Annotated in this window: 21 protein-coding genes; 12 read left to right on the forward strand and 9 right to left on the reverse strand. The window is 71.4% G+C overall.

The genetic code is table 11. The features are described 5' to 3' along the window. Together HII36_RS26335 and HII36_RS26340 are read right to left on the reverse strand one after the other, a co-directional pair. A partial coding sequence (locus tag HII36_RS26335) for an NB-ARC domain-containing protein (protein ID WP_236003883.1) occupies positions 1-1,632 on the reverse strand: 1,632 nt, incomplete at its 3' end. A gap of 86 nt (positions 1,633-1,718) precedes the next feature. Next, the gene (locus HII36_RS26340; RefSeq protein ID WP_328807904.1) at positions 1,719-3,839 is read right to left on the reverse strand and encodes a M6 family metalloprotease domain-containing protein; all 2,121 of its coding nucleotides are present in this window, start codon (positions 3,837-3,839) and stop codon (positions 1,719-1,721) included. A gap of 106 nt (positions 3,840-3,945) precedes the next feature. Between HII36_RS26340 and HII36_RS26345 the strand changes: the two genes are divergently transcribed. Beyond that, positions 3,946-5,103 carry a PucR family transcriptional regulator gene (locus HII36_RS26345; RefSeq protein ID WP_173525930.1) on the forward strand — a complete coding sequence of 386 codons (1,158 nt, stop codon included), beginning with the start codon at positions 3,946-3,948 and terminating at the stop codon, positions 5,101-5,103. An 82-nt stretch (positions 5,104-5,185) separates the two neighbouring features. Next, entirely contained in the window at positions 5,186-6,229 is a 1,044-nt protein-coding gene (locus HII36_RS26350) for an amidohydrolase family protein (protein ID WP_173525931.1), read from the forward strand. 66 nt (positions 6,230-6,295) lie between these two features. On the opposite strand, the gene HII36_RS26355 is transcribed toward HII36_RS26350, so the two are convergent. Next, positions 6,296-6,715 carry a MarR family winged helix-turn-helix transcriptional regulator gene (locus HII36_RS26355; protein WP_173525932.1) on the reverse strand — a complete coding sequence of 140 codons (420 nt, stop codon included), beginning with the start codon at positions 6,713-6,715 and terminating at the stop codon, positions 6,296-6,298. Positions 6,716-6,807: 92 nt separating this feature from the next. Between HII36_RS26355 and HII36_RS26360 the strand changes: the two genes are divergently transcribed. Next, positions 6,808-8,541 carry an ABC transporter ATP-binding protein gene (locus HII36_RS26360; protein ID WP_173525933.1) on the forward strand — a complete coding sequence of 578 codons (1,734 nt, stop codon included), beginning with the start codon at positions 6,808-6,810 and terminating at the stop codon, positions 8,539-8,541. A gap of 13 nt (positions 8,542-8,554) precedes the next feature. On the opposite strand, the gene HII36_RS26365 is transcribed toward HII36_RS26360, so the two are convergent. Continuing rightward, complete coding sequence (locus tag HII36_RS26365) at positions 8,555-8,725, reverse strand: DUF6203 family protein (protein WP_173525934.1); 171 nt, start codon at positions 8,723-8,725, stop codon at positions 8,555-8,557. Between the two features lie 169 nt (positions 8,726-8,894). Between HII36_RS26365 and HII36_RS26370 the strand changes: the two genes are divergently transcribed. The 4 genes from HII36_RS26370 to HII36_RS26385 all read left to right on the forward strand — a co-directional run bounded on the left by HII36_RS26370 (position 8,895) and on the right by HII36_RS26385 (position 12,719). Then, a complete protein-coding gene (locus HII36_RS26370) occupies positions 8,895-10,151 on the forward strand; it encodes an MFS transporter (protein ID WP_217369989.1) in 1,257 nt (418 codons plus the stop codon). Positions 10,152-10,248: 97 nt separating this feature from the next. Further along, entirely contained in the window at positions 10,249-11,790 is a 1,542-nt protein-coding gene (locus tag HII36_RS26375; protein WP_173525936.1) for a gamma-glutamyltransferase family protein, read from the forward strand. A gap of 23 nt (positions 11,791-11,813) precedes the next feature. Continuing rightward, complete coding sequence (locus HII36_RS26380) at positions 11,814-12,344, forward strand: hemerythrin domain-containing protein (protein WP_173525937.1); 531 nt, start codon at positions 11,814-11,816, stop codon at positions 12,342-12,344. Between the two features lie 33 nt (positions 12,345-12,377). Further along, positions 12,378-12,719 (forward strand): DUF5709 domain-containing protein, encoded by a 342-nt coding sequence (locus HII36_RS26385; RefSeq protein ID WP_236003884.1) that lies wholly within the window; start codon positions 12,378-12,380, stop codon positions 12,717-12,719. Here HII36_RS26385 and HII36_RS26390 read toward each other — a convergent pair. Next, a complete protein-coding gene (locus tag HII36_RS26390) occupies positions 12,712-13,377 on the reverse strand; it encodes an HAD family hydrolase (RefSeq protein ID WP_173525938.1) in 666 nt (221 codons plus the stop codon). The genes HII36_RS26385 and HII36_RS26390 overlap by 8 nt on opposite strands. Before the next feature lie 86 nt (positions 13,378-13,463). Here HII36_RS26390 and HII36_RS26395 point away from each other — a divergent pair, with 86 nt between their 5' ends. From HII36_RS26395 to HII36_RS26405, 3 genes are all read left to right on the forward strand, one after another. Continuing rightward, positions 13,464-15,467 (forward strand): catalase, encoded by a 2,004-nt coding sequence (locus tag HII36_RS26395; protein ID WP_173525939.1) that lies wholly within the window; start codon positions 13,464-13,466, stop codon positions 15,465-15,467. A 116-nt stretch (positions 15,468-15,583) separates the two neighbouring features. Then, on the forward strand, positions 15,584-15,997 hold the full coding sequence (locus HII36_RS26400; RefSeq protein ID WP_173525940.1) for a Uma2 family endonuclease: 414 nt from the start codon (positions 15,584-15,586) through the stop codon (positions 15,995-15,997). Between the two features lie 3 nt (positions 15,998-16,000). Beyond that, positions 16,001-16,537, forward strand: coding sequence for a Uma2 family endonuclease (locus HII36_RS26405; protein WP_173525941.1), 537 nt, complete (start codon positions 16,001-16,003; stop codon positions 16,535-16,537). Between the two features lie 51 nt (positions 16,538-16,588). On the opposite strand, the gene hrpA is transcribed toward HII36_RS26405, so the two are convergent. From hrpA to ppgK, 3 genes are all read right to left on the reverse strand, one after another. Beyond that, entirely contained in the window at positions 16,589-20,461 is a 3,873-nt protein-coding gene (hrpA, locus tag HII36_RS26410) for an ATP-dependent RNA helicase HrpA (protein WP_173525942.1), read from the reverse strand. A 112-nt stretch (positions 20,462-20,573) separates the two neighbouring features. Next, positions 20,574-21,944, reverse strand: a complete 1,371-nt coding sequence (locus tag HII36_RS26415) for a M4 family metallopeptidase (protein WP_173525943.1) — start codon at positions 21,942-21,944, stop codon at positions 20,574-20,576. Positions 21,945-22,134: 190 nt separating this feature from the next. Further along, positions 22,135-22,857 carry a polyphosphate--glucose phosphotransferase gene (ppgK, locus tag HII36_RS26420; protein WP_173525944.1) on the reverse strand — a complete coding sequence of 241 codons (723 nt, stop codon included), beginning with the start codon at positions 22,855-22,857 and terminating at the stop codon, positions 22,135-22,137. A gap of 120 nt (positions 22,858-22,977) precedes the next feature. Here ppgK and HII36_RS26425 point away from each other — a divergent pair, with 120 nt between their 5' ends. Continuing rightward, positions 22,978-24,093, forward strand: a complete 1,116-nt coding sequence (locus HII36_RS26425; protein ID WP_173525945.1) for a TIGR03118 family protein — start codon at positions 22,978-22,980, stop codon at positions 24,091-24,093. A gap of 70 nt (positions 24,094-24,163) precedes the next feature. Here HII36_RS26425 and HII36_RS26430 read toward each other — a convergent pair whose 3' ends face one another. Then, positions 24,164-24,742 carry an HAD family hydrolase gene (locus HII36_RS26430; RefSeq protein ID WP_217369990.1) on the reverse strand — a complete coding sequence of 193 codons (579 nt, stop codon included), beginning with the start codon at positions 24,740-24,742 and terminating at the stop codon, positions 24,164-24,166. Between the two features lie 135 nt (positions 24,743-24,877). Between HII36_RS26430 and HII36_RS26435 the strand changes: the two genes are divergently transcribed. After that, on the forward strand, positions 24,878-25,696 hold the full coding sequence (locus tag HII36_RS26435) for a DUF4253 domain-containing protein (protein ID WP_173525947.1): 819 nt from the start codon (positions 24,878-24,880) through the stop codon (positions 25,694-25,696). Positions 25,697-25,727: the final 31 nt, after the last annotated feature.

Consider the following 25,727-nt stretch of genomic DNA (forward strand, 5'->3'; position numbering starts at 1 on the left):
CTGGACGGCGGCGCGGTCCAGCAGCGAGATGGCCAGCGCCCGCCGGTCCCCGGTACGGGTGGCCGCCTCGCAGGCCAGCTCGGCCGCCGCCGACCAGTCGCCCCAGTACGCACGCAGCGAGTGACACAGCGAGCAGAACGCCCTGGCCAGCCCCCACGTCAGCTCCCACAGCCCGAGCTGGGCGGCCAGGTGGATCATGGCGAGCAGCGACAGCCGCTCGGCGTTGAGCCAGTCGCCAGCCTGCGTCTGCCCGTCGGCGCTGGAGCGGCGGCCGCCCCTGCTCCAGTCCTGCGGCCAGCGGTTCTGCGCGGCCGCCTCGGCGCGGCGGCGGTAGCCGTGCAGCACGCGTTCGAGCGCGGCCCGGCGCCGCTCCTCCTCATCCTGGTCGGCCAGCTCGGCGGCGAACACGCGGACCAGGTCGTGCAGCCGGTAGCGCATCGTCCCGGTCTGGTCGACGCCCGAGCACTCGGCGAGCTGAACGTCGATCAGCGCTTCGAGCTGGTCGGCGCCGTCGAGCGTGGAGATGTCGAGCAGCTCGCCGGCCACCCAGCCGGGCACGTCGGGCGAGGTGAGCCGGCTGAGCAGGCGCAGCAGGCGGCGCTGCATGCCGGTGCAGTCGTCGTAGCTGAGCTGCAGGGAGGCCCGCACGCTCTTGTCCACGGTGGGTGCGAGCTGGAGCTGGTCGAGCAGGCGGCGCGTGTCGGCCAGCCGGTCGGCCATCTGGCGCAGGGTCCACTGCTCACGGGTGGCCAGCCGGCCGCCGCAGATGTTGATCGCCAGCGGCAGGTGGTCGCAGGTCTTGACGATCTCCTTGGCCGCGTCGAGGTCGTCGACCACCCGCTCGCCGCCGGCGAGCCTGGCCAGCAGCTCCACGCCGTACGCCTCGGTGAGCACGTTCAGGCGCAGGTCGCGGGTGCCGTTGAGGAACAGCGGCTGGCGGGAGGTGACCAGCACCGCGCAGCCGGGCTCGGCCGGGATCAGCGGTTTGACCTGCTCGGCGTCGTGCGCGTTGTCCAGGCCGATGAGGATCCTGCGGCCCTTGGTCCAGGTGAGCCAGAGCTTGCGCAGCTCGTCCAGGCCGCCGGGGTCGGTGGTCAGGCGCACGCCGAGGCCGCGCAGGAACCCGATCAGCACCTCCTCAGGGCGCACCGGGTCCTCCACGCCGCGCAGGTCGGCGTAGAGCCGGCCGTCGGGGAACCACGGGGCCACCTCCTGGCCGAACCTGGTCATGAGCGCGGACTTGCCCACACCGCCCCGGCCGTACAGGGACACCACCAGCGACGGCGACAGGTCCTTGGACCTCCTGCGCTCGGTGAACACCTCGTGCAGCTCGGCCAGCGCCTCCTGGCGTCCGGTGAAGTGCTCGGTCACGGGCGGCCAGTGGTCGGGCGGCAGCTCGCCCGGATCGACGGCGGGCGCGCGGCGCTTGGGCCGCGTCTCCGTGGTGGCCCAGGTGGTCAGGCCGACGAGCACGGCCGCGGCGGCGGTGACGCCGATCTTGGCCAGCGTCGGGATCTCCCACTCCAGGGACGCGGCCAGGATGCTCGCGGACGCCGCCGCCAGCCCCGCGGCGACGGGCGCGGCCAACGGCACCCTTCTGCGTCGACGCCGCTCGGGTAACTTCCCCGTCAAACGTGTCCTCCTCCAGGAGCCCCCGGTTATGGAGGAGATTCAAACCGATGGGGTACGGCCTGTGCCAGCCGTACCCCATCGTTCACCTAAAGACCGATCACGTGACAGGTGGCGGTCATCTTCTTGCTCGGGTCGCTCTCCGAGGTGGCGGTGAGCTTGACCCTGGCCAGGCGGGAGCCGCCGGAGTCACGCACCGCGTTGACGGCGACCGTCTCGTGCCTGCCGAAGTCCACCGCGGCCAGGGCGCTGGGCAGCTGGGCGGTCCAGCCCCTGCCCTCGACCGTGGCGGTCAGGCGGTAGACGTCGGAGTTGAGGTAGGCGCTGACGTCCTCGGGGTGCTGCCCCTGGGCGGGGGCGGCCCTGCCGGTGTTGAACAGCGGGAACTTGCAGGTGGACAGGTTCTTGCCGGTCGGGATCCCGGCGGCGGGCAGCAGCCTGACGCCGCGCTTCTGCGGGCCGGCGCCGTCGAGCGAGCGGATGGCCACCGTGTAGGACAGGATGCCGTGCCGGTCGCGCTTGACGTCGGTGACGTAGAAGTGCAGGCGGTTGGCCTCGTCGACGTACTCGTACTCGCTGCCGGAGTCCGTCCCGGCGTGGAACAGGGCGTCGGACAGCTGGCGGTAGTCGCCGATGGTGATCGGCACCTTGGTGCCGTCGGGCAGGACGTAGTCGGTCATGCCGATGTCCTGCGGGTTGGCGTCGACCACCCAGATGAACGGGGCCCGGTCGGCGTTCTTGGTCTTGGCCAGCAGGACGCCCGAGTCCGGCGTGAAGGAGTCGGTGCCCATCCTGTCGACGACTTCGACGGTGTAGTTGTCGTACTTGTTCTGCGCGTCGCCGTCGCACAGCGGGTCGGTGCGGAAGTCGCAGGGCGCGCTCTTGTCGCCGGAGCCGAAGGCCAGGTTGATGCCGGACAGGCCGTTCGGGCCCGGCTGGGCGACGCGGGCGGTCACCTTGGCCGTCACGACGCCGGACTGGGCCAGCGCGTCACGGTTGAGGTTGAGCACGTTCTGCTCGTCGACCATGCCCAGCTTCAGCTTGTTGCGCAGCATGTGCTGGGCGCCCATGGACGAACCGGACGTCGGCGGGATCAGCCAGCGGCTGTGCGGGCCGCCGGGGCCGTTGAACGTGCCGCGGCTGAGCATGTCCCAGATGCCGGAGTACGCACGTCTGGGCGGCACACCGTACGGGTTGTTGTAGTTGTCGGCGATGCCCAGGATGTGGCTCAGCTCGTGCGCGTAGACGGACATGCCGGAGCTCTCGGCCTGCACGGAGTCGACGCCGAACTGGGCGTTGGGCCAGAAGTTGGAGGCGGCCTGCCACGACGACCATTCGACGTAGCGGGTCTTGAGCCAGTTGGGCAGTGCGGGGTCCGGCGGGCCCCACTCGTCGGTGACGGCCTCCTTGTTCGGGAACTTCATCATGCCGAACTCCTGCCAGGTGGACGACTCGTCCTGGCCGGCGCTCAGGTAGAAGATGAAGTCGAACTGCTTGGCGGCCTCCTCGCCGATCGCGCCGACCCACAGGGCGCGGCCGTCGGTGCGCAGGTTCTTGTTGCAGGCGTCCCCTGCCGGGCAGCCCGCGGTGCCGTTGAAGGCGGGCTCCATGGCGTACTCGTGGTCCTTGCCCGGCAGCGTGTACGGGCCGAACCCGGTCAGGTCGACGCCGATCCGGCCGCCGGAGTCCTCCATCCAGTACTCGTGGATGGTGTGACCCTTGTTGAGGTCGTTCGGGGTGTTGAGGAAGTCCTGGTAGAACTTCGCGACCTGCTCACGCGGGATGTCGTGGGCCTCGGCGCTCGGGTTGGCGTAGATCGTCGAACCCTTGGGCTGGGTGGCCACGAACGGCTGGTTCGGGTAGTCGAGCAGCACCAGCGCGCCCTTGAACGTCCGCACCGAGCCCTTGGCGTTCGGGTCGTTCCAGTTGGTGCCGGGCGGCTTCTTGTAGTCCGCCCACGTCATGTGGTCGGGGTTCTCCCAGTTCTGCGGGTCGATCGGCTTGATGCCGCCGGGCGGGTGCGCCCGCAGGGTCTGGGCCTGCTCGGGGGCGTCCTGCTGCCAGGGCTGGGTCTGCGGCCAGTGGTTCTGCCGCCAGGGGTACTCGGGATCGTCAGGGGGTGCTGCGGAAGCGGGGGTCGCCACGAGGCTGACCGGCACCAGGATCAAGGTCGCCAGCAACCCCTTGAGCAGCTTCTTCGGGGCATTCACGGCTTGACGGTATAGACGTTGTTGACGGAGATCACCGATCAGTTGTAGGGAAGACGAGTAGCACCCATTCCGACAATTGTCGAAATATCCAGGTACAGGGGTAGTTGTGGCGGATCTCCAGCGGATCGTGGACGAGCTCGCCGTCCGTCTCGACCGTCCCCTGCTGCTCGAAGATCGACTGCAGCGGGTGGTGGCGTACAGCGAGCAGAGCGGCGCGATGGACGACATCCGCCGCGACTCCATCCTGCGCAGGCACACCACGCCGGAGGTGCGCCAGTGGCTGCGCGACGCCGGCGTGTACGGCGCCACGACCCCGCTGCGCACCCCCGGTGCGCCGCACCTGGGCCTGCTGCCGCGGGTGTGCGTCCCGATCCGCCACGCCGACGGGCTGCAGGGCTTCCTGTGGTTCATCGACCAGGGCCCGCCCATGTCCGACGCCGACATCGCCGAGGCCGGATCCGCCGCGCCCGCGCTGGCCCTGGCCCTGTTCCACGAGAGCCTGGCCAGCGGCCTGGCCTCGCACCGGGAGCTGGAGGCGGTCACCGGGCTGCTGCTCGGCGAGCGCGACGCGGCCCGTCAGCTCATCGAGGCGGGCGCCTTCCCGCAGGCGCAGGCGGTGAGCGTCCTGGTGGCCAGGCCCGTGACGGCCGAGCCGGACGAGGGGCTGCGGCTCGCGCTGGAGCAGGGGCTGCTCGCGGTGCGCCGCCGGCTGGGCGGCCACCATCCGCTGCACCTGGTGCGCTACGACCACGCGGTGCTGCTCACCGCCGGGGCGCCGGTACCGCCAGGCGAGCTGCACGCGGCCATGTCCATGCCGGTCGTGGTGGGCGTCGGGCGGACCAGGCCGGCGCTGGCCGAGGCGGCGGGCGCGTACGCGGAGGCCAGGCACGCGGCCGAGGTGATCGCCCGGGTGCCCGGGCTGGGCCGCTCGGCCGAGTGGGCGCGGCTGGGCGTCTACCGGATGCTCACCCACCTGCCCGACCAGGAGCTGCACCCGGGGCTCGAAACGCTGCTGGCCGACGAGCAGCACCTGCCGCTGCTGGAGACGCTGGAGACGTATCTGGACCTGGCCGGCAGCGCGGTCGCCACCTCGCGCGCGCTGCGGCTGCACCGCACCTCGCTGTACTACCGGCTGCAGCGCGTGGAGGAGCTGGCGCGCACCGACCTGAAGGACGGCGGCGAGCGCCTGGCCCTGCACCTCAGCCTCAAACTCGCCCGCCTTTCCGGACGTTACCGGCCCCGGGATTCACGCGGCGCCGATTGACGCCCCAACGCATTGCACCGCAGCCCAGACGTCACGTTTAATGCCGAAAAGGATGCGAACGGGAGATCCGACGGGAGCTCTGATGCCGCCTGCCAAGCGCACGGGACCGATCCTGACCCGGCGTGCGCCCGCGCCCGTCGAACTCCACTCCGCCCCGCTGGTGTTGCCGATCAGCACCGACCCGATCCGCGACGCGGGCGTGGCGGTCGGCGGCGGCCGGGTGCTGCGGGTGGGGCCGCGGGCCGAGCTGCTGTCCCGCCTGCCGATCCAGCGGGAGGTGCGCTGGCCGGGCATGATCGTGGCCGGGCTGGTCGACGCCAGGTCCGCCGGGGCGGGCGCGGAGCCCGGGGTGATCGCCCACGCCACCCTGACCGCCGACCTGACCGTCGATTCGGCCGCCGATCCGGCCGGTCCCGCCGGGCGGCCCGGGGTGTCGTACCTGGAGGTGGGGTGCGGCTCGGAGCAGGCGTGGGAGGACAGCGAGCGCGACGCGGTGATCACCGCGATCCGCGAGGTGGACCGGCCCTGCGCGGTGGGTCTCGCCGCGCACGCGCGCGACCCGGCGGTGCTGGAGGACCTGGCCGTGCTGGCCAGGACGTTCGGGCTGCGCCTGCTCGTCGACCTCGACCGGCACTCCCCCGCCGCGCTGGACGAGGCGGGCATACTCGGGCCGCACTGCCACGTGGCCTGCGCCAGGCCGCTCGACCCGGGCGAGCGCAAGCTGCTGCGGCTGCGCGGGACGGTGGCCGCCCTCTGCGCGGAACCCACCATCGACACGTTCGCCCTGCTGGACGAAGGTAACCCGATCGCACTCGGCACTGCGGGCAGCAGGACCTCTGGCGGCGGGGTGCTGGGGCAGGCGCGCGCGATCAGGGTGCTGGCCCGCGAGCGCGGGCTGCGGACCCGCGGGCTGGATCGCCGGCTGGTGGAGGCCGCGACGCTGGGCGGGGCCAGGGCACTGGGCATGGATCGGGGCGCGGGCAGGATCGGCACGCTCGAACCCGGCGGGCGCGCCGACTTCGCCGTCTACGACGCCCGCGGCCGCTACCCCTACGCCGCGCTCCTGGCCGGGCCGCCCTGCCTGGCCACCGTGGTCGGCGGCGTGATCCGCCCGCCTGTCACCTGACCTGACCTGACTCGACCTGACCTGGGCGTCGCATCCGAACCGGGCGTCGCATCCGAACCGGGCGTCTCACCTGAACTGGGCGTCGACCGCGCTCAGCAGTTCCTTGAGCTGTTCCCGCTGCTCGTCCGACAGGACCGCGAACAGCTCCTGTCCCGCCTGCCGGCGCGCGTCGAGCGCCGTCTCGTGCGCCGCCCGTCCCTCGGACGTGAGCACCACCAGCGTGGAGCGCCGGTTGGCCGGATCGACCTCCCTGCGCACCAGCCCCGACTCCTCCAGCGCGTCGATGACCGGCGTGAGCGAACGCGGGACGATCCTGAGCTCCTCGGCCAGCCGCACCATGCGCAGCGGCTGCTCGGCGTCGGCGAGCACGCGCAACGCCCGCGCCTGGCCCGGCGTCAGCCCGAGCGGCCCGAGCCGGTGCACGTAACCGTGCCGCAGCCGCTTGCTGACCAGGTGCAAGAGCTCGGGCAGCTCCACGTCTCCCATACCCCCAGGCTATCGCCGGAACAAATATGAGCTAACCTCCGTTTGAGTGGACATCTGAAACTTTGAACCGACATCAGAAAGGGGCCTGACTTTTGGCCGAAGAACCACGCGCGCCGCTCGGGCGCATCATCAAGCTCTTCCGCGCCTACCGCGGGCGGCTCGCCCTGGTCGGCGCGCTCATCCTGCTGTCGTCGCTGGTGTCGCTGGCCTCGCCGTTCCTGCTGCGCGAGGTGCTGGACACGGCGATCCCGGCCAGGGACACCACGCTGCTCGCGCTGCTGGCGCTCGGCATGATCGTGGTGGCGGTCGCCACCAGCGTGTTCGACGTGGTGCAGACGCTGGTCTCCACCACCGTAGGCCAGCGCGTCATGCACGACCTGCGTACCGCCGTCTACGGGCACCTGCAGCGCATGTCGCTGGCCTTCTTCACCCGGACGCGCACCGGCGAGGTGCAGTCGCGCATCGCGAACGACATCGGCGGCATGCAGCAGGTGGTCACCTCCACCGCCACCTCGATCGTCTCCAACCTCACCTCCGTGATCGCCTCGATCGTCGCCATGCTCGTGCTCGACTGGCGGCTGACGGCGGTCTCGCTCCTGCTGCTGCCGGTGTTCGTGTGGATCAGCCGCAAGGTCGGCGGCGAGCGCCGGCGCATCACCGCCGAACGGCAGCGCAAGCTGGCCGCGATCTCCGCGATGGTGCAGGAGTCGTTGTCGATCAGCGGCATCCTGCTGGGCCGGACCATGGGCCGCGGCCCCGAGCTGACCGGCCGGTTCGCCGCCGCCTCCGACGAACTGGCCGAGCTGGGCGTGCGCACCGGCATGGCCGGGCGCTGGCGGCAGTCGTCGATCCAGATCATCATGGCCGCGATGCCCGCGCTGATCTACTGGGCCGTCGGGCACACCGGCGCCAGCTCGGTGGGCACGCTGGTGGCGTTCACCACGCTGCAGGCCGGGCTGTTCCGGCCGACCGTGTCGCTGCTGCGCCTGGGCGTGGAGGTGCAGAGCTCGCTGGCACTGTTCGGCCGCATCTTCGAATACCTCGACCTGCCGGTGGACATCCACCCCGGCGGGCGTTCGCTGGGCGAGGTGCGCGGCGAGGTCCGCTACGAGGGCGTCACGTTCTCCTACGGCGACGAGCCCACGCTCACCGACGTCGACCTCACCGTGCCCGCGGGCACCAGCCTGGCCGTGGTGGGCGAGACGGGCTCGGGCAAGACCACGCTCAGCTACCTGCTGCCCAGGCTCTACGACGTCACCGGCGGCCGGGTCACGATCGACGGCGTGGACGTCCGGGACCTGACGTTCGAGTCGCTGAGCGACGCGGTCGGCGTGGTGTCGCAGGAGACGTACCTGTTCCACGCCTCGATCGCGGACAACCTGCGCTTCGCCAAGCCGGACGCCACCGACGAGGAGCTGGTCGCGGCGGCCCGCGCGGCCCGCATCCACGAGCACATCGCCGCGCTGCCGGACGGCTACGACACGCTGGTGGGCGAGCGCGGCTACCGATTCTCGGGCGGCGAGAAGCAGCGGCTGGCCATCGCCCGCACGCTGCTGCGCGACCCGCCGGTGCTGGTCCTGGACGAGGCCACCAGCGCGCTCGACACCCAGACCGAGCTGGCCGTGCAGGAGGCGCTGGACACGCTGGCGCGCGGCCGTACCACGATCACGATCGCGCACCGCCTGTCCACGGTCCGCGACGCCGACCAGATCGCGGTGCTCGACGGGGGCAGGGTGGCCGAGCGCGGCACCCACGAGGAGCTGATGGCCCGCGCGGGCCGCTACGCCGCGCTGGTGAGCCGGGACCGGCCACTCGAACCGGTCTGAGACGTCTCGGCTGTCAGCGGCGGCCGGCCCGCACGGTCTCGCGCTGGTGCTGCCGGTGATGGTCCCTGTGCTGCATGCGCCGGCGGCGCCTGCGTCCCAGCAGCCACCCCAGCCCCAGGATCGCCAGTCCGTACGGCGTACGCGCCAGCCATCGCGCCACGACGAGCTTGAAGAAACGCTTCATGGCCTTCCCTCTGCCCGAGCCAGCCTCGGGCAGGCATCCCGCAAACGCCCCATTTTCCCGGATAAATCGGGATAAAACGTGTCTTGCCTCACAATACGGTCAAACCGGAATCCGTTCCCGGGAGCAGCGTGTTTATCCCCCGGCTGCACCTTCAAGGCAAGGACAAGATTTGTCTCCGACATCCTCCACGTTCCGCGCCCTCCGTCATCACAACTACCGGCTCTGGGCAGGCGCGGACATCGTCTCCGTGACCGGCACCTGGATGCAGGTCCTGGGCGTCAACTGGCTCATTCTCACGATGACGGGCTCGGCCACCAGCGTCGGGCTCAGCCTGGTCATGCAGGCTCTGCCCACGTTGCTGCTCGGCATGTGGGGCGGGGCGCTGGCGGACCGGCTGCCCACCCGTCCGGTCGTGGTCGCCGCGCAGCTCGCGCAGGCGGCGCTGGCGGCCGTGCTGGCGTTCATCGCTTTCACGGGTGTCGACTCCCTCCTGCCGATCTACGCGGTCGCGCTGGCCGGTGGCGTGGTCTCCGCCCTGGGCGGTCCCGCGCTCGGCCGGTTCGGCGCCGAGGTGGTGCCGCCCGCCGACCTGCCCAACGCGATGGCGCTGGGCTCGATCCTGAACTCGGCCGGCCGCATCCTGGGCATGAGCCTGGCCGGGGTGATCCTGCCGTTCACCGGGCAGGGCGGCCTGTTCCTGATCAACGCCGCCACGTTCTTCGCGGTCATCGGCGCGCTCGCGCTCATGCGCCGCGAGGAGTTCCACGTGCTCGCCGTCTCCGAGCGGCAGCCGGGCGCGGTGGTCGCCGGCCTGCGGTACGTGCTGCGGACCCCGTGGCTGCTGGTGGTGCTGGCGCTGTCGTTGGTGCTGGGCAGCCTGGGCCGTAATTACCAGGTCACCATGGCCGCGATGAGCGCGGGACCGCTGCAGGGCGGCGCGGCCGGTTACGGCCTCCTGTCCACCGTGTTCGCGGTGGGCACGGTCGTGGGCGGCTTCCTGGCCGCGTCCAGGCCGCACCTGACGATCAGGCTGCTGCTGATCACCGCGTTCCTGACCGGTGTCGCGCAGGCGCTGAGCGGCCTGATGCCCGGGCTGGGCGCCTTCGCCGCGCTGATGTTGCCGATCGCGGCCGGCGCCGTGGTCATCGACACCACCGTCTCGGCCCGGGCCCAGCTCGACAGCCCGGACGAGATGCGCGGCCGGGTCATCGCCGCGCTGGGCATCGTCTCTGCGGGCGCGGGCGCGCTGGGCGGTCCGCTGCTCGGCTGGCTCAGCGACACCTTCGGCCCCCGTCTGTCGCTGGAGATCGGCGGCGTGGCCTGTGTGGCCGCCACGCTGGTCGCCGCCGTCGCGCTGGCCAGGCTCACCGGCCAGTCGGTCAGGCAGGCCGCCGGGCTGCGTCCCAGCCTGGAGACGGCCGCCTGACGGTCGTCTGGCGGCCTCCTGGCCGGCATCGCTGTGGATCACCTGGTAATCGGCGTCGCGGGCTTGTGCGCGCGGCGCCGAGCCGTACCCTCTGAAGGTGCATAACACCAGATACGCCCCCTCTGGCATGGTGTGCAGCGTCGATCACCTGGCCTCGTCCGCCGGGATCGCGATGCTGGAGCGTGGCGGGTCGGCCGCGGACGCGGCCATCGCCACCAACGCCGTGCTCGCCGTCACCGCGCCGCACATGTGCGGGCTGGGCGGCGACCTGTTCGCGCTGGTCCACGACGGTTCCGTGACCGCGTTGAACGCTTCGGGCCGGGCGGGCTCCGGCGCGGATCCCGCCCGGCTGCGCGCTCAGGGCCATCAGCGCATGCCGCACCTGCACGACGTCAGGTCCGTGCCGGTGCCCGGCTGCGTGGACGGCTGGCTCGCCCTGCACGCCAGGTACGGCCGACTCCCGCTGGCCGACCTGCTCGCACCGGCGATCAGGCTGGCCGCCGACGGGTTCCCCGCCTCGCCGCTGATGTTGCCCGGCGCGCTGGTCGCGGCCCAGCGGCCGGGCGGCGAAGACTTCGCGGCGGCCGTCACCGCGGGCGACCGGGTGACCAGGCCGGGCGTGGCCAGGGCGCTGCGGGCGATCGCCGAGACCGGACGTGACGGCTTCTACCTGGGCGAGTTCGGCCGGGGCCTGATCGAGCTCGGCCAGGGCGAGTACACCGAGGCCGATCTCGCCGCGCGGAACGCCGACTGGGTCGAGCCGCTGCGGGTGCGCGCGTTCGGCCACGACGTCTGGTCGATGCCGCCGAACTCGCAGGGATACCTGCTGCTCATGTCGCTGGGCATCGTCGACGGGCTCGACCTGCCCGAGTCGCCGCGGCACCCGTCGTGGGCGCATCTGCTGGCCGAGGCGGCCAGGATCGCCGGGCACGACCGGCTGGCCCTGCTGCACGAGGACGCCAAGGACCTGCTGGCGGCCGAGGAGATCGTCCGGCGGCGGGCGCTCATCGACCCCACCTCGCGGCTGCGCGTCCGCGGCCCGGCCGCCGACGGCGACACCACGTACCTGTGCGCGGTGGACGGCGACGGCATGGGCGTGTCCCTCATCCAGTCGAACGCCTCCGGCTTCGGCAGCATGCTGTTCGAGCCGAACACCGGGATCAACCTGCACAACCGGGGCATCGGCTTCTCCCTGGAGCCCGGCCATCCGGCCGAGTACGGCCCGGGCCGCCGTCCGCCGCACACGCTGACCCCGGCGCTGATCACGCGCTACGACGGTTCGCTGCGCTCGGTGGTCGGCACCATGGGCGGCGACGCGCAGCCGCAGATCCTGCTGCAGGTCATCACCCGGCTGCTGAAGTACGGCGAGACGCCGGGCCAGGCGATCTCCGCGCCCCGCTGGAAGCTGGGCGTCGGCGGCACCGGGTTCGACACCTGGCACACGCCGGACGAGACGGTCGTCCAGCTGGAAGAGGGGACGACCTGGTCGAACGGGCTGTCGGCGCTCGGGCACCCGGTCGGCGCGCTGCCGTACGGGAGCGCGTTCGGCCACGCGCACCTGATCGACGTCCGTCCCGACGGGATGCTGGCCGGGGCCGCCGACCCGCGTTCCCTGGTGGGCGCGGCGATTGGACGCTGACCCGGCGGGTAGCGGTGGCCGCCATGGCAACGGACGTCATCACCCTCATCACCCATGACCACCGCACCGTGGAATCCCTCTTCGAGCGGCTGCGCAAGCGGGAGGGCGAGCAGAAGGCACTCGTACGCGAGCTGCACGCCCTCCTGATCGCCCACGCCCGCGCCGAGGAGGACCGGGTCTACCCCGGCATCGACGCGCACCACGAACTGGAGGAGCACAAGGAGGCCGAGATCCTGCTCGACGCGCTGGTCAGGGCCGAGCCCGGCACGCGCGCGTTCGACGAGACGCTGGACAAGCTGATCGAGTCGGTCGGCCACCACGTCGAGGAGGAGGAGACCAAGCTCCTGCCCGAGCTGGCCAAGGCGGTCGGCGAGAAGGGCCTGCGCGAGCTCGGCGAGGCCTTCGCCGAGCGCCGCGCGGAAGAGCTGCGCGCGCTGGTCCCGCAGCAGTCCAAGGCCGAGCTGTACGAGCAGGCCAAGCGGGCCGACATCCCCGGCAGGTCCCAGATGGGCAAGGAAGAGCTAGCGGAGGCCCTAAGGCAGGCCAAGTCCTAGGATTTCGGGCCACTCGCTGGGTAGGGGGCGCGTATGACCGAAAAACCTCCGGACCGATACGGCATGGCGGACGAGCAGGAGATCGAGGTGGCGGAGTTCACCGACGACCTCGGGCTCAACCACGAGATCGCCGAGGACGACCCCCAGCACCGCGACACGCTGGACGAGCGGCTGCGGCGCGAGGCTCCGGACAAACTCCACGAACCCCGCCCCCAGCACCGCCTGACCGAGCCGGACGAGGGCCTGGAGCCCGACCACGAGGGCGAGGCCATCGCGACGGACTGGGGCAGCGACACCGGGAGCCTCCAGGCGGAGAGCGACCTGTCGGCGGAGGAGCGCGCCGTCCGGGTCGATCCCGATGACGAGCTCACGTAAGGCGCGACAGAGCAGGCAGCAGGGCGTGCAGGTCGTCGGCGATCACGTCGGCGGCCGCCGCTTGCGCGCGCTCGGCGTGCAGGAAGCCCCACGGGCCCCGGCGCAGCAACGCCGTGCGCATGCCCGCCTTGCCGGCCGGGAGCACGTCGTTGTCCAGCCGGTCGCCGACGTACAGGATCTCGCCGGGTTCGCGGCCGGCGATCTCGGCCACTCTGGCGAAGAACTCGGGCGCGGGCTTGGCCACGCCCCAGCCCTCGGAGGTGTGGATCGAGTCGGCCGGCAGGTCCATGGCCAGGAGCTGGTCGTAGGCCCGGCTGGGCTGGTTGCCGGCCACGATGACCTGGTATCCGGCCGCGCGGATGGCCGACAGCGCCGGGCGCACGTCGGGGTAGAGGTCGTCGGCGTCGAAGTTGTTGCGCAGGCTGTCCGGCTCGTCGCGGACCCAGGCGGCCTCCTCCGCCCGCAGGTCGAAACCGGGGCGGATGAGGCGGAAGGCGTCCTGGTGGGAGCGGTCGAGCGCGGCCATGCCGCCGAGCGCGCCCATGAGCACGAACGGGCTCACGCCCAGGCGGGCGGCCCAGCGCGTCCAGATGCGGGTCTCGTCGATGAGCGTCTCACCGACGTCGAACACCACGGCCTTGATCACGAAAACCCCCATTCGATCGGCCCAACACTCTACCGAGCCGTTTCGAATCACTCGACCGGGCACTAGCTCCAATAAATGCCATCAAAAGGGGATTTTTCATGCCAGACGATCGTGAAGCCAAGGACCGGCAGCTCGACGCCTACCGGATCCCGCTCGACGACCTGAAGATGACCACCGACCAGGGCATCCGCGTCGAGGACACCGACAACTCGCTGAAGGCGGGCGTGCGCGGTCCGACGATCATGGAGGACTTCCACTTCCGCGAGAAGCTCACCCGCTTCGACCACGAGCGCATCCCCGAGCGCGTGGTGCACGCGCGCGGCGCCGGCGCCTACGGCTACTTCCAGGTCTACGAGCCGCTGCCGGACCTCACCAGCGCCGCCTTCCTCAACGACCCCGCCGTGAAGACGCCGGTGTTCGTGCGGTTCTCGACCGTCGCGGGCTCGCGCGGCTCCGCCGACACCGTACGCGACGTGCGCGGATTCGCCACCAAGTTCTACACCACGCAGGGCAACTACGACCTGGTCGGCAACAACATGCCCGTCTTCTTCATCCAGGACGGCATCAAGTTCCCCGACTTCGTGCACTCGGTCAAGCCCGAGCCGCACAACGAGATCCCGCAGGCGCAGTCGGCGCACGACACCCTGTGGGACTTCGTGCAGATGCAGCCCGAGACACTGCACATGATCATGTGGCTGATGTCCGACCGGGCCATCCCGCGCAGCTACCGGATGATGCAGGGCTTCGGCGTCCACACCTTCCGCTTCGTGAACGCCTCCGGTCAGGGCACGTTCGTCAAGTTCCACTGGCGTCCGGTGCTGGGCACGTACTCGCTGGTCTGGGACGAGGTGCTGCGCGTGCAGGGCAACGACCCGGACTTCAACCGGCGCGACCTGTGGGAGGCCATCGAGCGCGGCGTCTACCCCGAGTACGAGCTGTGCGTGCAGCTCGTGCCCGAGTCGCGCGAGCACGACTTCGACTTCGACCTGCTCGACGCCACCAAGATCATCCCCGAGGAGCAGGTGCCGCTGCGGCCGATCGGCAAGATGACGCTCAACCGCAACCCGCAGAACTTCTTCGCCGAGACCGAGCAGGTCGCCTTCCACACCGCGAACGTGGTGCCCGGCATCGACTTCACCAACGACCCGCTGCTGCAGGCCAGGAACTTCTCGTACCTGGACACGCAGCTCCTGCGGCTGGGCGGGCCCAACTTCCCACAGATCCCGATCAACCGGCCGATCGCCGAGGTACGCAACGACCAGCGCGACGGCTTCCACCAGCACATGATCCACGAGAGCCGCACCAGCTACGCGCTGAACTCCATCAGCGGCGGCTGCCCCGCCTTCGGCGACGGCTACCAGCACTACCAGGAGAAGGTCGACGGCACCAAGATCCGCAAGCGCAGCCCGAGCTTCGAGGACCACTACAGCCAGGCCACGCTCTTCTGGAACAGCATGGCCGACTGGGAGAAGAAGCACATCGTCGCGGCCTACCTGTTCGAGCTCGGCCACGTCGAGCGCAAGCCGATCAAGGAAGGCGTGGTCAAGCACCTGGCCAAGATCCACCCGGACCTGGCCGCCCAGGTCGCCGAGGGCCTCGGCCTGCCCGTGCCGTCCGGCGAGCCGGTGCACGCCGACACCTCGCCCGCGCTCAGCATGACGAACCAGCCGCAGAGCGTGGCCACCCGCAAGATCGCCATCCTCATGGGCGACGGGACGGACGCGGTCGCCGTCCGCGCCCTGCGCCTGGACCTGGAGGGCCGGGGCGCCATCTGCGAGGTCGTGGCGCCGCACGAAGGCCTGGTCGGCGACACCACCGTGGACCGCCAGCTGTCGGCGGCCAACTCGGTCATCTACGACGCGGTGGTGGCGGCGGACGGCGCGGCACTGGCCTCGATGGGCCGCGCCGTGTTCTTCGTCAGGGAGGCCTTCAAGCACCAGAAGGCGATCGGCGCGGTGGGCTCGGGCACGCGGCTGCTGGAGGCCGCACAACTGCCGAACGACGTCGGGGTGATCACCGGCGACGACATCGCGGACGCCTTCGCCGGCGCGGTGGCGGGCCACCGCTTCTACGACAGGGACATCTCCAGCGTCCCGGCCTGACCGCCGCCGAGCGGGCCACCTCGCCCTCGGGGCGGGGTGGCCCTCTCCTGGAAACGGCCTGCGCACACCCAAGAGACGGTGAAATACTCCCCGTGCCCGCACGAGCACGGAGGGACATGACCACGACCACGACGGCGCCCGCCCATCTTCGGGCCGTCCCCGGCGGGCGGCTGCCACGCACCGCCAGAGAGCTGTTCGACGCGCTGCCCGATCTCGTGCTAGCTCCCCCCGGCTGCCCCCGGCGGGCGGGCCGGGAGCTGATGGCCTCGGGCCTGATCATGGCGGCCGAGGTCGTCGACGAGGACAGCACCCACCAGGACCGCCGGGACAAGCCGGCGGTCTACGCGCAGGGCGGCGTGCCCATCCTGCTGGTCGTCGACCCCATCGCGACGCCGGCCACCCTCACGCTGTACCGCCACCCCGACGGGGGCGCCTACCGCGTCGTGACCACCGTGGCGGTGGGTGAGCCGCTGGCTCTTCCCGGCCCGGTCGGCGTCACGCTCGACACCTCCGCGATCGTCAAGGACTGACCCATGAACGTGTTCGGCATTCCCGAGGAATTGTCCGGGCCGTTGCCCGACATCTCGCAGATGATCCTGCTTCCGCCCGGCGGTCCCGGGCGGTTGTGGATCGCGTCGAACCTGGGTGACGCGCTGCGGACGCTGCGCAGGGAACGCGGGTGGCGGGCCGCGATCGGCACCGTGGACGTGCGCGTCGAGCCCGCCGGCGTCGGCGTGACGCCCGCCTTCGTGCTCTGGCCGCTCGGCTGCCCGCTGTCACCCGATGCCGAACTGACGTCCACCGGCGTGATCATGGTGGCCGAGGTGGTCGCGCCCGGCACCGCGGAGCGTGACCGCGACCAGCGGCCCCGGTTGTACGCCCGGGGCGGCGTGCCGGTCTGCCTGGTCATCGACCCCGTCGCCGAGCCCGCGTCCGTCACCGTGCACCACGAGCCCGCGGACGGCGGTTACCGGGCCGCGACGCGGGTGCCCGTGGGGGCGGTGCTGCGGCTGCCCGAGCCGGTCGGCGTCGACCTCGACACCTCCGCCTTCAGAACCCGCGCCACCTGACCCCGGACCGAGGGACCCGCGCCACCTGACCCCCCGGACCAAGAGGCCCACCTACGGTGTGAGTTTCTCCATCGCCTTGGCGATGCGCTTCTCCGAGACCGGCGTGGGCGTGCCGAGCGTCTGGGCGAAGAAGCTCACCCGCAACTCCTCGATCATCCAGCGGATCTCCAGCACGTCGGGGTCGGACCGCCTGGCCGGGTGCAGCTTCTGCAGCAGGTCGTGGTAGTCGTCCTCGACCTTGTGGACCCGGTCCATCCATTCGACGTCGCGCCACGGCTCCTCGGGGAGCTTGGTGAGACGGCGTTCGATGGCCCGCAGGTAACGCAGCACGTCCGGGAGGCGGCGCTGGCCGGTGGCGGTGACGAAGCCGGGGTAGACGAGCTTGCCGAGCTGGTCGCGGATGTCGTCGGTGGAGGCGCCGGCGCGCATGGACGCCAGGCCGGAGCCGATCGTGTGCCAGACGCTGAGAATCTGCTCGACCCGGCCCAGGACGTCCGCCGCCGTGTCGTACAGGTGGGCGCGGACGTGCTGGTAGAGGCGGTCGAAGCCGACCGGGTCCCAGGCCGGGCCGCCCGCGTCGTGGGTCAGCTTGTCGACGGCCGCGTTGACCACGTCGTCGAACAGCGCCACCGCGCCGCCGTGCGGGCTGCGTGACAGTGCCAGCTTGGCCTGGTTCGACAGGCCGCCGAGCAGCGACTTGGCCGGGTTGGTGACGTTCAGCAGCAGCAGGCGGCGGGTGCCGGTCCAGTGGGAGCGGCGCTGCTCGGCCTGCGTCTCGAAGATCTTGACGGACACCGAGTCGCCGGCGTCGACCAGCGCCGGGTAGCCCTTCATCCGGCCCTGCTCGAACACCTTGGGCAGGGTGCCGAAGCTCCACGTGCGCAGGCCGGTGCGCTCCAGGTCGTCGCCGGCCTCCGACAGCGTCTTGCGCAGGCGCGGGGCCAGGCGGCGCTTGAGCGCGTCGAGGTCCTTGTCCTCGGCCACCGTGCGCTTGCGCTCGTCGATGATCCGGTACGTGATGCGCAGGTGGTCGGGCACCTGGTCGAGCTGCCAGGCGTCGTGCGGGACGCGTACGCCGGTCAGCCGCAGCAGCTCGCGCTCCACCGCCTCCAGCAGCGGCTCGCCGCCCTGCTTCACCCCGGCGAGCACCTGCTTGGCGTAGTTGGGCGCGGGCACGAAGTTGCGCCGCAGGTGCTTGGGCAGCGCGCGGATCAACGCGGTGATCAGCTCTTCGCGCAGGCCGGGGATCTGCCAGTCGAAGCCGTCGGCGCTGACCTGGTTGAGCACCTGCAGCGGGACGTGCACGGTCACGCCGTCGGCGTTGGTGCCCGGCTCGAACTGGTAGGTCAGCTTCATCCGCTGGCCGAGCTGTTTCCAGGCGTCGGGGTAGTCGCGGGCGCTGATGTCGGCGCCCTCGTTGACCAGCATCTCCGGCGAGAACGTGAGCAGCTCGGGCTGCTCGTGCCTGGCCTTCTTCCACCAGGCGTCGAAGTGGCGGGCCGAGACCACGTCGGCGGGCACCCGCTGGTCGTAGAAGTCGTACAGGGCCTCGTCGTCGACCAGGATGTCGCGGCGGCGGGCCCGGTTCTCCAGCTCCTCGACCTCCTCCAGCAGCCTCCTGTTGGCCTTCAGGAACTGGTGGTGGGTGTCCCAGTCGCCCTCGACCAGGGCGTGCCTGATGAACAGCTCGCGCGACAGGTCGGGGTCGATGCGGCCGTAGTTGACCTTGCGGCCGACCACCAGCGGCACGCCGTAGAGCGTGACCTTCTCCAGCGCGATCACCGCGCCCTGGTTCTTCTCCCAGTGCGGCTCGGAGTAGGTGCGTTTGACCAGGTGCTGGGCCAGCGGCTCGACCCAGTCGGGCTCGATCTTGGCGTTGACCCTGGCCCACAGCCTGGACGTCTCGACCAGCTCGGCCGACATGACCCACTGCGGCTGCTTCTTGGCCAGCGTGGAGCCGGGGAAGATGGCGAAGCGGGCGTTGCGCGCGCCGATGTACTCCTGGATCGGGCGGCGGCCCTCGGCGGGGCGCTGTTTGTCCAGGACGTCCTTGACGCCGACGTGCGACAGCAGGCCCACCAGCAGCGACTCGTGCACCTGCCTGGGGTCGGCCGGGCTGCTGTTCGGCTGGGCGCCGAGGGTCTGGCGAATCTGGCTGTAGATGTCCTGCCACTCGCGTACGCGCAGGTAGTTGAGGAACTCGGCCTTGCACAGCCGGCGGAAGGCGCTGGAGGACAGCTCCTGCTGCTTCTCGCGCAGGTAGTTCCAGAGGTTGAGGTAGGCCAGGAAGTCGGACTCGGGGTCGGCGAAGCGGCGGTGCTTCTCGTCGGCCTGCTGCTGCTTGTCGGCCGGGCGTTCGCGCGGGTCCTGGATCGACAGCGCGGCCACGATGACCATGACCTCGCGCAGGCAGCCGTGTTTCTCCGCCTCGATGACCATGCGGCCCAGGCGCGGGTCGACGGGCAGGCCGGCCAGCTTGCGGCCGATCGGGGTGAGCTGGCCCTGGGCGTCGAACGCGCCCAGCTCGTGCAGCAGGCTGACGCCGTCCTTGACCTGGCGGCGGTCGGGCGGCTCGACGAACGGGAACGCCTCGATGTCGCCCAGCCCGATCGAGGTCATCTGCAGGATGACCGAGGCCAGGTTGGTGCGCAGGATCTCCGGGTCGGTGAACTCGGGCCGGCCGAGGAAGTCCTCCTCCTCGTAGAGCCGGATGCAGACGCCGTCGGACGTGCGGCCGGAGCGGCCCTTGCGCTGGTTGGCGCTGGCCTGCGAGATCGCCTCGATGGGCAGCCGCTGCACCTTGGTGCGGTGGCTGTAGCGGGAGATGCGGGCGAAACCGGGGTCGACCACGTACTTGATGCCGGGGACGGTCAGCGAGGTCTCGGCCACGTTGGTGGCCAGCACGACGCGGCGGCCGGTGTGGCGCTGGAAGACGCGGTGCTGCTCGGCGGCGCTCAGCCGGGCGTAGAGCGGCAGGATCTCGGTGTTGCGCAGGTCGGCCTTGGTCAGCGCGTCGGCGGCGTCGCGGATCTCGCGCTCGCCGGACAGGAAGACCAGGATGTCTCCGGGGCCCTCGGTGATCAGCTCCCGGCAGGCGTCGACGATGCCCTGGGTCTGGTCGTCGTCCTCGTCGAGCGGCCGGTAGCGGACCTCGACCGGGTAGGTGCGGCCGGAGACCTCGACGATCGGCGCGTCGTCGAAGTGCCGTGAGAAGCGCTCGGGGTCGATGGTGGCGCTGGTGATGATGACCTTGAGGTCGGGGCGCCTGGGCAGGAGCTGCTTGACGTAGCCGAGGATGAAGTCGATGTTGAGGCTGCGTTCGTGCGCCTCGTCGATGATCAGCGTGTCGTACTGCTCCAGCAGCCGGTCGTTCTGCAGCTCGGCCAGCAGGATGCCGTCGGTCATCAGCTTGACCAGGGTGCGGTCGCTCGCCTGGTCGGTGAAGCGCACCTTGTAGCCGACCACCTGGCCGAGCTCGGTGCCCAGCTCTTCGGCGATGCGCTCGGCGACCGTGCGGGCGGCGATGCGGCGCGGCTGGGTGTGGCCGATGAGCCCGCGCACGCCGCGGCCCAGCTCCAGGCAGATCTTGGGGATCTGGGTGGTCTTGCCGGAGCCGGTCTCGCCGGCGATGATCACCACCTGGTGATCGCGGATGGCCTCGAGGAGGTCGTCCTTGCGCTGGGAGACCGGCAGGTTCTCCGGATAGCTCACGGTCGGGACGGCGTCGCGGCGCCTGGCCAGTCGTTGCTCGGCGCGTTCCACGTCGGCGAGGATCTCCGCGGCGATCTTGTCGCGGGCCTCGCGCGAGCGGACTCTGCGCACGCCGTCGAGCCTGCGCCGCAGCCGCCGCTGGTCGCGCGGCATCAGCTCGGGCAGGCGGGCTTGGAGCTCGGTGAATGGAGAGGACAACGAAGGCGTTCCCATACTGCTTTCAGGATATTTGAGCCCCGCGGCCCCGGAGCCAACCGCCCATGTTGCCCGACCGTGTCGCCGTCCCGCATCCCAATATCCGCGCGCCGCGCCCAGAGGCCGGTGCTCAGCCCTCCGGCGCCACGATGAGCAGGAGGGTGAGGGTCCTGTCGTCCCACGGCGAGTCGATGTTGACGGTGATCTGGTACGTCCCCGGCGGCGTCGCCGGGCCGCAGACGATGGTCAGCACCGACGAATGGCCGACGGGGATCGCCGCCGGGCTGAACGTGATGGTGCAGCCGCTCGGCAGGCCCCGGGCCGACAGGGTCAGCGTCTGCGGATCGGACCCCGAGGTGATGATGGTCGCGGTGGCCGCGCCGCCGGGTGGCAGGGTGACCGACGACGGGCTGACGGCGGCGGAGTAGGGCTCGCCGATGATGCCGCACCCCGCCTCGCCCGGCTGCGCGGGCACGCTGACCCCGCTCCAGGCCGCCTTCGTGGTGGCGCACGCGGGACTGCCCTGGCCGAACAGCTGCGCGGCCGCCTCCACCGCGGACTTCCTGGCGCCGGCGTAGCGCCAGCCGGAGGTCTTGCGGTTCAGCGCGGCCATGAAGATCTGGCCGGCCTGCCGGATCCCGATGCCGACCACGGGCGCGGACCCGCCGGTGCAGACCGGGCTGGACGGCTTGCCGCCGCCCGGCTCGCTGCCCTCTGCCAGCAGGTAGAACCAGTGGTTCAGCGGGCCTGCCGCGGCGTGCACCTCGGTGTTCGGGATCGAGGCCGAGTAGCAGTTCGGGTGGCCCAGCGCGCTCGGGTTGTACATGTTGCGCAGCGGGCGGCCGCCGTACGTGGCGACCTCCTCGCCGACCAGGTAGTCGGGCGGGTCGTTCGGGTTGTTGGCGTAGTGCTCGGTGAGCGCGCCGAAGATGTCCCCGGTCCCCTCGTTGAGCCCGCCGCTCTCGTTGCCGGAACCGGCGCCGCCCGGCGTGGTGCGGAAGATCACGTGGCCGTACTCGTGGGCCACCAGGTCGACGGCGACGGGGTAGCGCCCGTCGGAGCCACGCGGGAAGTCGACGAAACTCGGGTTGTACGGGGTGCCCGGCCGCGTGCCGACCCGGGCGGGCACGCCGCGGCCGTTGCCGTCGATGCCGTTGCGGCCCAGCCAGTGACGCAGCATGTCCCACATGCGCTGGACGCCGTACAACACGTCCACGCAGGCCGCCACCAGCTCGTAGTACTGGGGGGTGCCGATGTGGCCGGGGTCGATGACGAGCGCCCGGCCGTCGGGCCCGACGCAGCGCACGCCCGGGCGGGTGGGGTCGGCCAGGACGTAGACGCCGTTCGACTCGGTGACGTCGATCTGGACGCGGCCGTTGTAGTTGCCGGAGGCCCAGATCGTGGCCGGCGCGTCCGCGGTGGCGGGCTGCGCGGGCAGGACGGCCAGGACGATGCTCGCCGCGGCCATGAACGCGAGTGCCGATCTCGTGCGGGGTGTCACGATGCTCCTTCCCTGTCGCGCCCGGCCCGCTCGCCGGGACGACTGGGTGAGGCGGCGGCGCGAGCCGTGCGGTGGAGCTCCGAGGGCATTGTCGCCTGGAGGGTAGGAGCGGCCATCACCCCGGTCAAGATCTCGGCCAGCCAACTGTTCCATACCGGCCGGACCCCCGGCCCGGCGTGATGGATCGGAGTCAGCGGCGCCGGGCGGCGCAGAGCGCGGCGCCGATGATGCCGGCCTCGTTACGCAGCTCGGCGGGCACGACGGGGGTGTCGATGTTGACGTGGCCGAGGAACTTGTCCGCCTTCTTGCTCACCCCGCCGCCGATGATGATCAGCGAGGGCGAGAACAGCATCTCCACGTGCCGCAGGTACTCCTCCACCCGCTGGGCCCACTTCTCCCAGCTCAGGTCGTGTTCCTCGCGGGCCCGGTCGGAGGCGCGCAGCTCGGCGTCCTTGCCGCGGAGCTGGAGGTGGCCCAGCTCGGTGTTCGGCACCAGGGTCCCGTCGACGAACAGCGCGCTGCCGATGCCGGTGCCGAACGTCAGCATCAGCACCGTCCCGCGCCGGCCCGCGCCGGTGCCGAAGGCCAGCTCCGCCGTCCCGGCCGCGTCGGCGTCGTTGAGCACGACCGCGTCGTCGAACAGCTCGGCGGCGGGCACGCCGATCCACGAGTGGTGGACGTTCGCCGCCGTCAGCACCACCCCGTCGGCCACCACGCCGGGGAAGGTGATGCCGACCGGGCCGTCCCAGGAGAAGTGCTTGGCGATCTGCCGTACCACGTCGGCGACGGGTTCGGGCTTGGCCGGGTGCGGGGTGGGGATGCGCAGGCGCTCCTGGGTGAGCCGGCCGGCCGTGGTGTCCACGGGCGCGCCCTTGATGCCGGAGCCGCCGATGTCGATGCCCAACACGTCCATGTCTCCTCCTCTCCCCCGCTGACGGCGGGGAAACGCGCCGACGGCCGATTCCGGACCAGACTGAACCGCTCCCGGTGCTCGCGCGTATCTCGCGTCACAAGCGCTAACTAGGAGGCAAGGATGCGGCCACGCATCATCACACTCTGCGCTGTCGCGGTCGTTCTGGGAGCGACTCTCACCACCCCCGCACAGGCCACCACCCCCACCAGGACGCGGTTCGACGTCGTCAACCTGGTGTCCGACGTCAAGGGCAAGGCCCAGGTGACCGACGCCAAGGTCGTCAACCCGTGGGGCCTGGCCATGGGCAAGACCTTGTGGGTGTCGAACGCGGGCACCGGCAGCGCCACCGTCTACTCCGGCGCGGGCAAGAAGGAGCGGACCGAGGTGGCGATCCCCGGCGGCGCGCCGACCGGGCAGGTGTTCAATCCCGGCGAGGGGTTCACCGTGAAGGGCAAGCCCGCCACGTTCATCTTCGCCAGCCCGAGCGGCGCGATCACCGGCTGGAACGCCGAGGTCGACCCGAAGAACGCGATCATCGCCGCCTTCACCAGGGGCGCGGACTACAAGGGCCTGGCCCTGGTCAGCACCGACGACGGCGACTTCCTGCTGGCCGCCGACTTCGCGCGGGGCCGCATCCACGCCTTCAACTCCGACTTCCGCCGGATGAGCCTGGCCCGCTGGCAGTTCAGGGACCCGGGCGTGCCGGCCCGCTACTCGCCGTTCAACGTGGCCGTGGTGAACGGCAACGTCTGGGTGGCGTACGCGCTGCGCGATCCGGCCACGGGCAAGTCGGTGGCCGGCGCGGGCAAGGGGTTCGTCAGCAGGTTCTCCCTGGACGGCCGCCTGACCGGGCGCATCGCCAGGACCGGGCTGAACGCGCCGTGGGCGCTGGCCGCCGCGCCGCGCGGGTTCGGCCGGTTCGCCGGCGCGCTGCTGGTCGGCAACTTCGGCGACGGCACGATCCACGCCTACAAGCGCGGACGCCACCTGGGCGCGCTGCGTGACGCCGCCGGCCGGGTGATCGTCCTGCCCGGGCTGTGGGACCTGGAGCCGGGCACGGCGGCCACCGGCGGGGAGAACGCGGTCTGGTTCGCGGCCGGCATCGACGGGGCCAAGCACGGCCTGCTGGGCCTGATCAGGGTCAGCGGCGGCCGCGCCCCGGCCGGCAAGGCGGGCACGCCCACCCCGACCACGACGTCCGGCAAGTCGCCGTACGGCGGCACCGGGGCGTACTGACGCCCTCGCCCATGACGTTTCCGGCGCGGCCGGCGCGAGCCGCGCCGGAAACAGGCGCGGCGGGCGATCGCTAGCCGAGCACGGCCGTGAGGTCGGCGAGAGTGCGGTAGTGCACGCCGGTCATGCCGAGCTCCCTGGCCGCCGTCACGTTCTCCAGCCGGTCGTCGACGAACAGGCACCGCTCGGGCGCGGCCCCGGCCACCTCGGCGGCCAGGTGGTAGATGCGCGGGTCCGGCTTGGCCACGCCCACCCGGGCGCTGCTGACCAGGGCGTCGGCGAAGTAGGTGAGCCCCAGCCGGTCCAGGTGCTCCTCCACGGTGTCCATCGCGTTCGTCACGATGATCAGCGGCACCAGCGCCTGTGCGGCCGCCAGCACCGCCCTGACCTCCTCGTCCACCCAGAAGCTCACCCCGGCGAACTCGGCGACCGCCTGACGGGCCACGTCGTCGCCGCCCAGGGCGAGCGCCACCGACTCGATCCACTCCTGTTCGGTGATCCGGCCGAGCGTGGCCGGGTCGATGAGCCGGGGGTCGAAGGCGGTCTTGGCGAGCGGCAGCCCGTAACGGGCCTCGATCTCGGCCTGGGCCACGTGGTCGAAGTGCCGGATCACACCGTCGAGATCACACAGAACAGCGTCAAAAGGGAGCACGGACCCCATTGTGCCGCTTCTGCGGACACGGGCTCCCGGAAGGTCGGCGACACGTCGCCGCGTGGCACGAAAGTCGCCGGGCGAGCGGCGGCACTACCATCTCCGAGACAGGATTCGGCATCGGAATGGTAGGGCATGAACGATCACCAGCTGCCACGCGAACTGTGCCAGCTGTTCGCCGACGGCGGCAGGGGGCGTGCCCTGCCCGCCGCCCTGCCCGCGGGCGACGTCGTCTGGCCCGATCCGCAGTACACCAGGCAGGGCCGGGCGGCCAGGCCGGCGTTCTGGATGAGCGACGAGCCGGCGACGGCCGCGGAGTGGGCGCGTTTTCGCGCCGGGCATCCGCGCAGCGGGCTGTGGCCGGTCCTGCTGGACGAATCGGCGCAGCCGTGGGCGATCGGCCAGATCGTGCCGGACGAGCCCGCCCAGATCGACCATTTCACCGCCGAGGGCTTCATGGCCGAGGTGTGGCAGGAGTGGGTGTCGCAGATGCCCCCCGACGCACTGGAGGAGATCGACCCTTTCGGCGCGATCTGCCCCGGCCTGGCCCCGCCCGGGGTGTTGCGGGCCGACCCCGGTGCGGTGGCCGACTGGTACGCCGGCGAGCTGGCCGGCAAGGACATGCCGCTGGGCCTGGTGGCCGCCTGGCGCGGCGCCGACGCGCTGGCGGTGATGGGCTGGCAGGGCGCGCTGCACCACAACGAGTGGATGGTGCCGCTGGCGGCGGTGGTGCGCAGCTGGGAGGACCGGTTCGGCGCCCGGGTGGTGAGCGTGGGCTTCAACACGCTGGAGCTGAGCGTGGCCGCGCCGCCCGTCGAGCCCGAACACGCGCTGCACGTGGCCGCCGAGCACTGGACGTTCTGCCCCGACAACGTGGTGCAGGGCCCGGGCGACCTCCAGGGTTACGCCGAGCAGATCATCGGGGGACACGCGTGGTCGTTCTGGTGGGACTGAATCGATGGCATTTGCGCTACCTTTACCCTCC

It is taken from the genome of Nonomuraea antri, from assembly GCF_013283785.1.
GTDB classification, from domain to species: Bacteria; Actinomycetota; Actinomycetes; order Streptosporangiales; family Streptosporangiaceae; genus Nonomuraea; species Nonomuraea antri.

Excerpts from the sequence above, each read along its gene's own strand:
- HII36_RS26385 (WP_236003884.1), top strand. The coding sequence starts at position 12,378 with ATGACCGAAAAACCTCCGGACCGATACGGCATGGCGGACGAGCAGGAG.
- ppgK (WP_173525944.1), bottom strand. The coding sequence starts at position 22,857 with ATGGACGTGTTGGGCATCGACATCGGCGGCTCCGGCATCAAGGGCGCG.
- HII36_RS26435 (WP_173525947.1), top strand. The coding sequence starts at position 24,878 with ATGAACGATCACCAGCTGCCACGCGAACTGTGCCAGCTGTTCGCCGAC.
- HII36_RS26405 (WP_173525941.1), top strand. The coding sequence starts at position 16,001 with ATGAACGTGTTCGGCATTCCCGAGGAATTGTCCGGGCCGTTGCCCGAC.
- HII36_RS26380 (WP_173525937.1), top strand. The coding sequence starts at position 11,814 with ATGGCAACGGACGTCATCACCCTCATCACCCATGACCACCGCACCGTG.
- hrpA (WP_173525942.1), bottom strand. The coding sequence starts at position 20,461 with ATGGGAACGCCTTCGTTGTCCTCTCCATTCACCGAGCTCCAAGCCCGC.
- HII36_RS26395 (WP_173525939.1), top strand. The coding sequence starts at position 13,464 with ATGCCAGACGATCGTGAAGCCAAGGACCGGCAGCTCGACGCCTACCGG.
- HII36_RS26350 (WP_173525931.1), top strand. The coding sequence starts at position 5,186 with ATGCCGCCTGCCAAGCGCACGGGACCGATCCTGACCCGGCGTGCGCCC.
- HII36_RS26390 (WP_173525938.1), bottom strand. The coding sequence starts at position 13,377 with ATGGGGGTTTTCGTGATCAAGGCCGTGGTGTTCGACGTCGGTGAGACG.
- HII36_RS26425 (WP_173525945.1), top strand. The coding sequence starts at position 22,978 with ATGCGGCCACGCATCATCACACTCTGCGCTGTCGCGGTCGTTCTGGGA.
- HII36_RS26365 (WP_173525934.1), bottom strand. The coding sequence starts at position 8,725 with ATGAAGCGTTTCTTCAAGCTCGTCGTGGCGCGATGGCTGGCGCGTACG.
- HII36_RS26355 (WP_173525932.1), bottom strand. The coding sequence starts at position 6,715 with ATGGGAGACGTGGAGCTGCCCGAGCTCTTGCACCTGGTCAGCAAGCGG.
- HII36_RS26400 (WP_173525940.1), top strand. The coding sequence starts at position 15,584 with ATGACCACGACCACGACGGCGCCCGCCCATCTTCGGGCCGTCCCCGGC.